Annotated in this window: 7 protein-coding genes; all 7 read right to left on the bottom strand. The window is 43.2% G+C overall.

Annotation, left to right across the window (positions count from 1 at the left end; all coding sequences use genetic code 11):
• Positions 1-98: 98 nt before the first annotated feature.
• A complete protein-coding gene (locus RCH62_RS08110; RefSeq protein ID WP_154858584.1) occupies positions 99-1,643 on the bottom strand; it encodes a peptide chain release factor 3 in 1,545 nt (514 codons plus the stop codon).
• 186 nt (positions 1,644-1,829) lie between these two features.
• Positions 1,830-2,510: a TIGR02206 family membrane protein gene (locus tag RCH62_RS08105; protein ID WP_135781949.1), complete on the bottom strand. Its 681-nt coding sequence runs from the start codon at positions 2,508-2,510 to the stop codon at positions 1,830-1,832.
• 12 nt (positions 2,511-2,522) lie between these two features.
• Positions 2,523-3,212 carry a TIGR02206 family membrane protein gene (locus RCH62_RS08100; RefSeq protein WP_135781948.1) on the bottom strand — a complete coding sequence of 230 codons (690 nt, stop codon included), beginning with the start codon at positions 3,210-3,212 and terminating at the stop codon, positions 2,523-2,525.
• 28 nt (positions 3,213-3,240) lie between these two features.
• Positions 3,241-3,942, bottom strand: coding sequence for a TIGR02206 family membrane protein (locus RCH62_RS08095; protein ID WP_135781947.1), 702 nt, complete (start codon positions 3,940-3,942; stop codon positions 3,241-3,243).
• A 29-nt stretch (positions 3,943-3,971) separates the two neighbouring features.
• A complete protein-coding gene (locus RCH62_RS08090) occupies positions 3,972-4,583 on the bottom strand; it encodes an NUDIX hydrolase N-terminal domain-containing protein (protein WP_306474990.1) in 612 nt (203 codons plus the stop codon).
• Positions 4,573-5,943, bottom strand: a complete 1,371-nt coding sequence (gene murF, locus RCH62_RS08085) for a UDP-N-acetylmuramoyl-tripeptide--D-alanyl-D-alanine ligase (RefSeq protein WP_306474989.1) — start codon at positions 5,941-5,943, stop codon at positions 4,573-4,575. The genes RCH62_RS08090 and murF overlap by 11 nt, the downstream gene beginning before the upstream one ends.
• Before the next feature lie 88 nt (positions 5,944-6,031).
• Positions 6,032-7,078, bottom strand: coding sequence for a D-alanine--D-alanine ligase (locus RCH62_RS08080; RefSeq protein WP_306474988.1), 1,047 nt, complete (start codon positions 7,076-7,078; stop codon positions 6,032-6,034).
• Positions 7,079-7,263: the final 185 nt, after the last annotated feature.

The following is a 7,263-nucleotide window of genomic DNA, read 5'->3' as shown; positions in this document are numbered from 1 at the left end:
GTCTTGCTCGATAATCCAAAGACAATTGAGAGGCTAGGACTTTTGTCCCAGCCTCGTAGTCTACTTAGATTGCTTTGCAATCAAGTAGACTTACTGAATCACATCTTTTCCTCTAGTTCAACATCTGGATACTTGTCCGCAAACCAGCGGAGGGCAAAGTCGTTTTCAAAGAGAAAGACAGGCTGGTCAAAGCGGTCTTTGGCCAGAATGTTTCTACTTGAAGACATGCGCTCATCTAAATCTTCAGGTTTGATCCAGCGAACAGTCTTTTTACCCATTGGACTCATAACGACTTCTGCATTGTACTCATTTTCCATTCGGTGTTTAAAGACCTCAAACTGCAATTGACCAACAGCTCCCAACATGTATTCACCCGTTTGGTAGTTGGTATAAAGCTGAATAGCTCCTTCTTGCACCAATTGCTCGATTCCCTTATGGAAGGACTTTTGCTTCATGACATTCTTGGCAGATACCTTCATGAAGATTTCAGGCGTAAAGGTTGGCAGTGGTTCAAATTCGAACTTGTTTTTGCCAACTGTCAGCGTGTCTCCAACCTGATAAGTACCAGTATCGTAAACCCCGATGATATCTCCTGCTACAGCATTGGTCACATTTTCACGGCTTTCGGCCATAAACTGGGTGACATTAGATAGCTTAGCACCCTTACCGGTACGAGGGAGGTTAACACTCATCCCCCGCTCAAATTCACCCGATACGATCCGAACAAAGGCGATCCGGTCGCGGTGACGAGGGTCCATATTGGCTTGGATTTTAAAGACAAAGCCTGAGAAATCCTTGTCATATGGATCAACAATCTCTCCGTCTGTTTTCTTATGCCCATGAGGCTCTGGAGCAAACTTCAAGAAGGTTTCCAAGAAAGTCTGTACTCCGAAGTTGGTCAAAGCTGAACCAAAGAAAACTGGAGTTAATTCACCTGCAAGAATAGCTTCTTCAGAGAATTCATTTCCTGCTTCTTGCAAGAGTTCGATATCGTCTTTCACTTGTTCGTAGAAGGGGTTATTAGCAAAGAGCTTATCTCCATCTTCTAGACTTGCAAAGCGTTCGTCTCCTTTATAAAGTTCCAAGCGTTGGTTATAGAGATCATAGAGCCCCTCAAAGGCTTTCCCCATCCCGATTGGCCAATTCATCGGGTAGCTAGCGATGCCCAAGACTTCTTCCAATTCTTGCAAGAGATCCAATGGCTCACGGCCATCACGGTCCAGCTTATTCATAAAAGTGAAGACTGGAATCCCACGGTGTTTGACAACCTCAAACAATTTCTTGGTTTGGGCCTCGATACCCTTGGCAGAGTCCACCACCATGACCGCAGCATCCACTGCCATCAAGGTCCGATAAGTATCTTCTGAAAAGTCCTCGTGCCCTGGTGTATCAAGGATGTTGACCCTTTTCCCATCATAGTCAAACTGCATGACAGATGAGGTTACCGAAATCCCACGTTGTTTTTCGATATCCATCCAGTCAGACTTGGCAAAGTTTCCAGTTTTCTTTCCTTTAACAGTACCAGCTTCCCGAATCTCTCCCCCAAAATAGAGCAATTGCTCTGTAATCGTCGTTTTACCAGCATCCGGGTGGGAGATGATGGCAAAGGTACGGCGTTTTTTAATTTCGTCAGTTATTGTCATTCTTTCTTCCTCAGTTATTTTTTTAAAACGTATTTTTTAGTAAGTAGGATCCTTCTACATTGGTTCTCTCCTTTTACCTTAACTAACCTATTATAGCGGAAATAGAGGCTTTTTTCAACGATGATTCATCATTGAAATCAAAAAGAAAGACTAAAATCATGCGATTCTAGTCTTCTTTGATGATAGTTATTTGCTAACTATAACCCGCTCTCTTCTGCGACTGAAAAATACATTAAAGAGAAGCAAGGCTGCTGCTAGGATGCTGGAAACCACGACATAATTCACCAGGAGGATGTCCCCTTTGATAATTGGTGGCCGGGCCATGAGTCCATAATTTCCTCCAGTGACTTGGTTGACACCGACTAGAAATAAATCGAGGACGAAGGTATAAAGAACAATTTCTCGATTTTTTAAGAGGCTCGAATCATAGCATCTCAAGAGATAAATCAAGGAATTAACCAAGAGACAGTAATGACCTAAGAGGAAAGAAAAGCTCGTAATATGAGGGAAGGTATAGGGGTCAAAGACCGGATAACCCAAGGCAAAGATCGCCCCACTGACTCCCATCAAGGCAAAAAACTGCTTGCTCTTCCATCGGTCTGGTAAGAGCAAGACAGCAAACATGGCCAAACGACAATGGTACAAGGGTAAACTATTGGACCAGGGAAGCTGAAAAGCAAAATACCAGATATAGAGACAGATCAATTGAAAAATTTGTAAGTTCCGAAAGATCTTCCGAAATTGTTCATTTTGATAGTAACGTAATGAAGCCCAAACTGCCATTACAATTAAAAGAACCATGACCCCATACCAAAGGAGCGGGATAACAGGTGGTGCAGTGGATTCAGTTGTAAAAAAATGATGCATAGGATCTCCTTATTAATCGGATTCAGATGTTCTTTTTCTTTTCTTACTGGACTTAACGATCGCATTGATCAGGATAAGGGTTCCTGTCATCAGGATGGTCACGATTAAGTAATTGAGCACGAGCCCATGATTGCCAATTACAGGAGGACGACGCATAAAGCCGTAATTTCCACCCGTTACGAGATTAGCCAGCTGAATAATAGCATTGACCCCAAAAGTCATCTGACAGATTTTCCAAGCATCTCTTTCTTCCACCTGGTAGGATTGAACCAGATAGATCAAGCAATTGGCCAAGAGGGCCCAGTGGCCAAAGACATTGTTGATCGAGGATACATGAGGAAAAGGATAGGGATAAAAGACGGGATGAACCAAAGCCATGATAGATCCAAAGACACCAACAAGAGCAAAATATTGCTTGAATCTTCCCTTGGGAGCCAAGAGAATAATCCACATGGCCATCCGGCTATGGTAGAAGGGAAGACTTTCTGAAACAGGCAAATGTGCTGCAATATACCAAGAGTTGATAATCAGCAACTGGATCAATTGCCCCCAATACCAAAAATTTTTATAGCCTTTGGAAGAGGCAAATCGAATAGATAGAAGCCCCACCACTACCAATGATGTCGGCAACAAGAAATACCAAGCCCCCAATTGAGGTGGAGCCGTTGGTTGACTGGTGAAAAATAAATCCCAAAGACTCATGTCTTCCTCCCCTCAGCTCATCTAATTTCTATTCCGAACGCGAACCGACAGTCTCTTCAACCATCTTGTATTTGTACTTATAACGTTGGTTGACCAAGAAAATTCCAGCTACCATCACAAAGCTAACCAAGAGGTAGTTCAAGAGAGCACCGTGGTCTCCAATGATTGGTGGACGCCGTAAGAAGCCATAATCCCCTTTCGTCAAAAGGTTGACCAAGAAAATCACCGCATTCATGCCAAAAGTAATCTTGAAAATTCTCAAGCTGTCTTGTTTTTCAGATTGATAATGATCCTGTAGGTAAATCAAACTATTGGCAAGCAAGGCCCAGTGACTAAAAATCAGATTCAACACAGTGATATGAGGGAATGGGAAAGGATCAAAGGCCGGATACACCAAGGCCGCAATCGATCCCAAAACTCCCAAGAGAGCAAAATATTGCTTGATATAGGTCCCTTTAGGGGCAAAGAGAATCACCAACATGGCCAAGCGGCAATGATAAAAAGGCAAATTATCCGTCAAAGGCATGTGGGCAAGAATATACCAAGCATTGATGGTCAAGACTTGGATCAACTGTGCCCAATACCAAAAGCGTTGGTAGCTTTTGGACTGCGCATATCTAATGGAAAAGTAGCCAACCACCAACAAAGAAGCTGGCAGAATGAAATACCAGAGCCCAAACTCAGGTGGGGCTGATTTTTGGTTCGTAAACAATAAATCCCAAAGTGTCATTTTATATCCCTTTAATTTATAGATCGTTTTTAATCACAATACAAATCTCGTTTCCCATCATAAACCTCCCAAAGGAAGTTCAATTGTTCTTCTGTATTGCGCTTGGTAGAAAGAGCAGGTATTTTTTCTCTCTCAAAAAAGGCAAGATCGGAAATTTCCTGGTTCTTTTCAAAATTTCCATCTAATAATTCACATTCAAATACCAATTTCACATATTGGCGGCTTTGCAATTGGTAGCGATTGGTATCAAACACTGCCAACAATCTGATAACACGCGCAGAATAACCCGTTTCTTCTTGGATTTCCTTTAAAATGTTTTCTGTTGGAGAATAGCCAACCTCACCAAAGCCACCCGGCAAGGCCCAGGTCTCTTCTCCCTGACCTTTCACCAGACAAAGTTTTCCATCTTTGACAATCCACGCCCTTACATCAATCAAGGGAGTGTCGTAATGGTCTGTCGGGCGAAACAAATCCGATAGTTCTTGTGGATTCAAATCAGTCGTTTCTCTCACAAAATCCTGTAAAATAGCACGAATATCTTGATAGCGCTCTTGATCAAATGGATCTTTTGAGAATGCTAAGCCTGTATTAGTGATTGAAATCAAGCGCTGAATGTTCTTCAGTACATTATTACTTACCATTCTCCAATTCCTCTACCAATTTGGCTAAATGCATGGAATTGCTTCCCTTGATGAGGATTTGGTCCTGCTCTTTTAAGCTTTCCTTGACTTGTTTGACCAGGTCCTCAAATTGGTCTTCCTCAGCGGTCTTCTTGAAATAATAGACATGTCCGAGTGGGAACATCTGACTCGCTAATTGAGCCAGTCCCTCAATATCTTGACCGTAGAAAATGACGGTATTCAAGACATCTGGCGAGAGGCTGAGAATTATTTGGTTGTGCAGATCAATGGATTGCTCCCCTAGTTCTTTCATATCTGCTAATACAGCCAACTTGCGGCCATTTGGATTGGCAGGAATGGTCGAGAAGGTTTCTAAAATCAGGCGCATAGCCGTCGGATTGGCATTGTAGACATCAGATAAAATATCCGCTCCGTTACTTGCCTTCTTCCATTCTGTGCGGTTGCGCGTTAATTGCAAGGTTTCAAAACTATCACGAATCGCAGCTTCACTCACTCCTTCTTTCAAGGCAACATAAGCTGCAATCATAGCATTGGTCGCATTGTATTTTCCTGTTACCGGAAGATCAATCGCTTCTTCTAAGAAATTAGTACGGAAAGTTAAACTATCCTTTCGCTCGATTAACTCGGTAATAAAAATCTCCTCATCTGGCCCAAAGCGGACCACTGTTTGTTTTTCAGGGAGGTAGGCATTCACGATCGGATCGGCCGGCACTAGGAGCAAGCCACCAGCTGGCATGCCATCCGCAATTTGCAATTTCCCTTTAGCGATTTCTTTGCGATCTTTGAAAAACTCCAGGTGAGCTTCCCCAATGAGGGTCACAATGGCTGCTTTTGGATGGGCAATTTCTGAGAGGAGATGAATATCGCCTAGATGGTCCTGTCCCATTTCAAGGACAAGCTTCTCTGTTCCTTCTGGCATATGGAGAACCGTGTAAGGAAGGCCAATCTCATTGTTGTAGTTCCCTTGTGTTTTATAGGTTTTATAAGTAGTAGACAGCAGTTGAGCCAACATATCTTTGGTCGTTGTCTTACCGTTTGAACCGGTGACCGCCAAGACATCTACTTGACTCTTCTCCAAAATATATTGTGCTAATTTTTGAAAGGCCCCTAGAACATCATCTACCAACAAATACGGGTGGCCTTCTACTTCTTTTTCAGACAAGGTCGCTACAGCCCCATTTTCAAAGGCGGTTTCAATAAAATCATGCCCATCACGCGCCCCCTTGAGAGGGACAAAGAGATCCCCCGGACCAATAAGACGACTATCAAATTCTGGCTTCTGTAAATCAAAATCTTCAAATTGACTGATATCATTGCGAACAGCCAGGACACGAGCCACTTCGTGCAAGGTTACATTCATGGTATTCTCCTCTAAAAAGTGGGAGCAGGAAGAAAAGCGACTCCTCTATGAGTTGACTTCATCTCCCACTCCCGCTAGGAACAGTTTCTTAAAGTAAGTGCGCTTCGCGCTTTTCAAAGGTTTCTTTTGCCAACTCAACCAAACGCTCGATCAAATCAGGATAGGACAAGCCCATGTTATCCCAAAGTAAAGGATACATAGACCATTGGGTAAAGCCAGGCATGGTATTGAGCTCATTCAAGTAGATGCCCCCGTCCTCTGTGTAGAAAAAATCACAACGGGAGAGACCCTTGCCACCAATGGCACGGAAGGCTAGTTCTGCATTCTGACGCATGGTCGCAGCAACTTCTGCAGGAATTTCAGCTGGAATCGCCATCGTAATCTTATTATCGATGTATTTGGCTTCGTAGTCATAGAAGGCTACATCTTTGACCACTTCACCAGGTAGGGTGCTCTTGACATCGTAGTTGCCTAACAATCCTACTTCGATTTCGCGCGCTACGACACCTTGCTCAACCAAAACACGGCTATCGTATTTAAAGGCCAATTCCAAAGACTTGCGAAGTTCTGCTTGGTTCTCTGCTTTTGAAATCCCGACACTAGAGCCCATATTAGAAGGCTTGGTAAAGACCGGATAGGTCAATTCCTTTTCGATTAAGGCAATTTTAGCTTCTAGGTCATCTCCTTCAAGGACAGCCACATAAGGAACTTGTGGAATCCCTGCAGCTTCTAGGACCCGTTTGGTGGTAATCTTGTCCATCGCCACACTAGAAGAAAGGATATCACATCCCACATATGGAAGTTTCAAGACTTCTAGGAAACCTTGAACCGATCCATCTTCTCCCATTGGTCCGTGAAGGACTGGAAAGACAACCGCCCCTTCTTGGTAGATACCGCTCGGAGATACTTTAGCTTCCCAATCAATGGTCTCGTTGGTCATCAAGCGTTCTGTTTCAGCAGGCTTCTCATCAAAGCTTTGGGTCTTAATGAAGTCTCCCGTCTGAGTAATGAAATAGGTCTCAACAGAATACTTGTCATAATTAATCGCCCGCATGACGCTTTCAGCTGAAAGTACAGACACTTCGCGCTCTGCGCTACGGCCACCATAAAGAAGTACAATTTTTTCTTTTGCCATTGTTTGGTCCTAATCCTTTTTTTAATTTTGTGCTTCCTGATTGACTTGTCAGAAACACACCTCACAACCGAGTTCGTCCCTCTAGTATACCACACTTTAAAAAGAAAGAAAACGAGAGAGAACACCTAAAAAACAAAAAGAGAGTGGGACAGAAATCGGTAATTCGTTAGAATTCGATTTCGTCG

It is taken from the genome of Streptococcus sp. (genome assembly GCF_030825805.1).
Classification (GTDB): Bacteria; Bacillota; Bacilli; order Lactobacillales; family Streptococcaceae; genus Streptococcus.
This window is presented reverse-complemented; position numbering and strand designations above follow the sequence as displayed.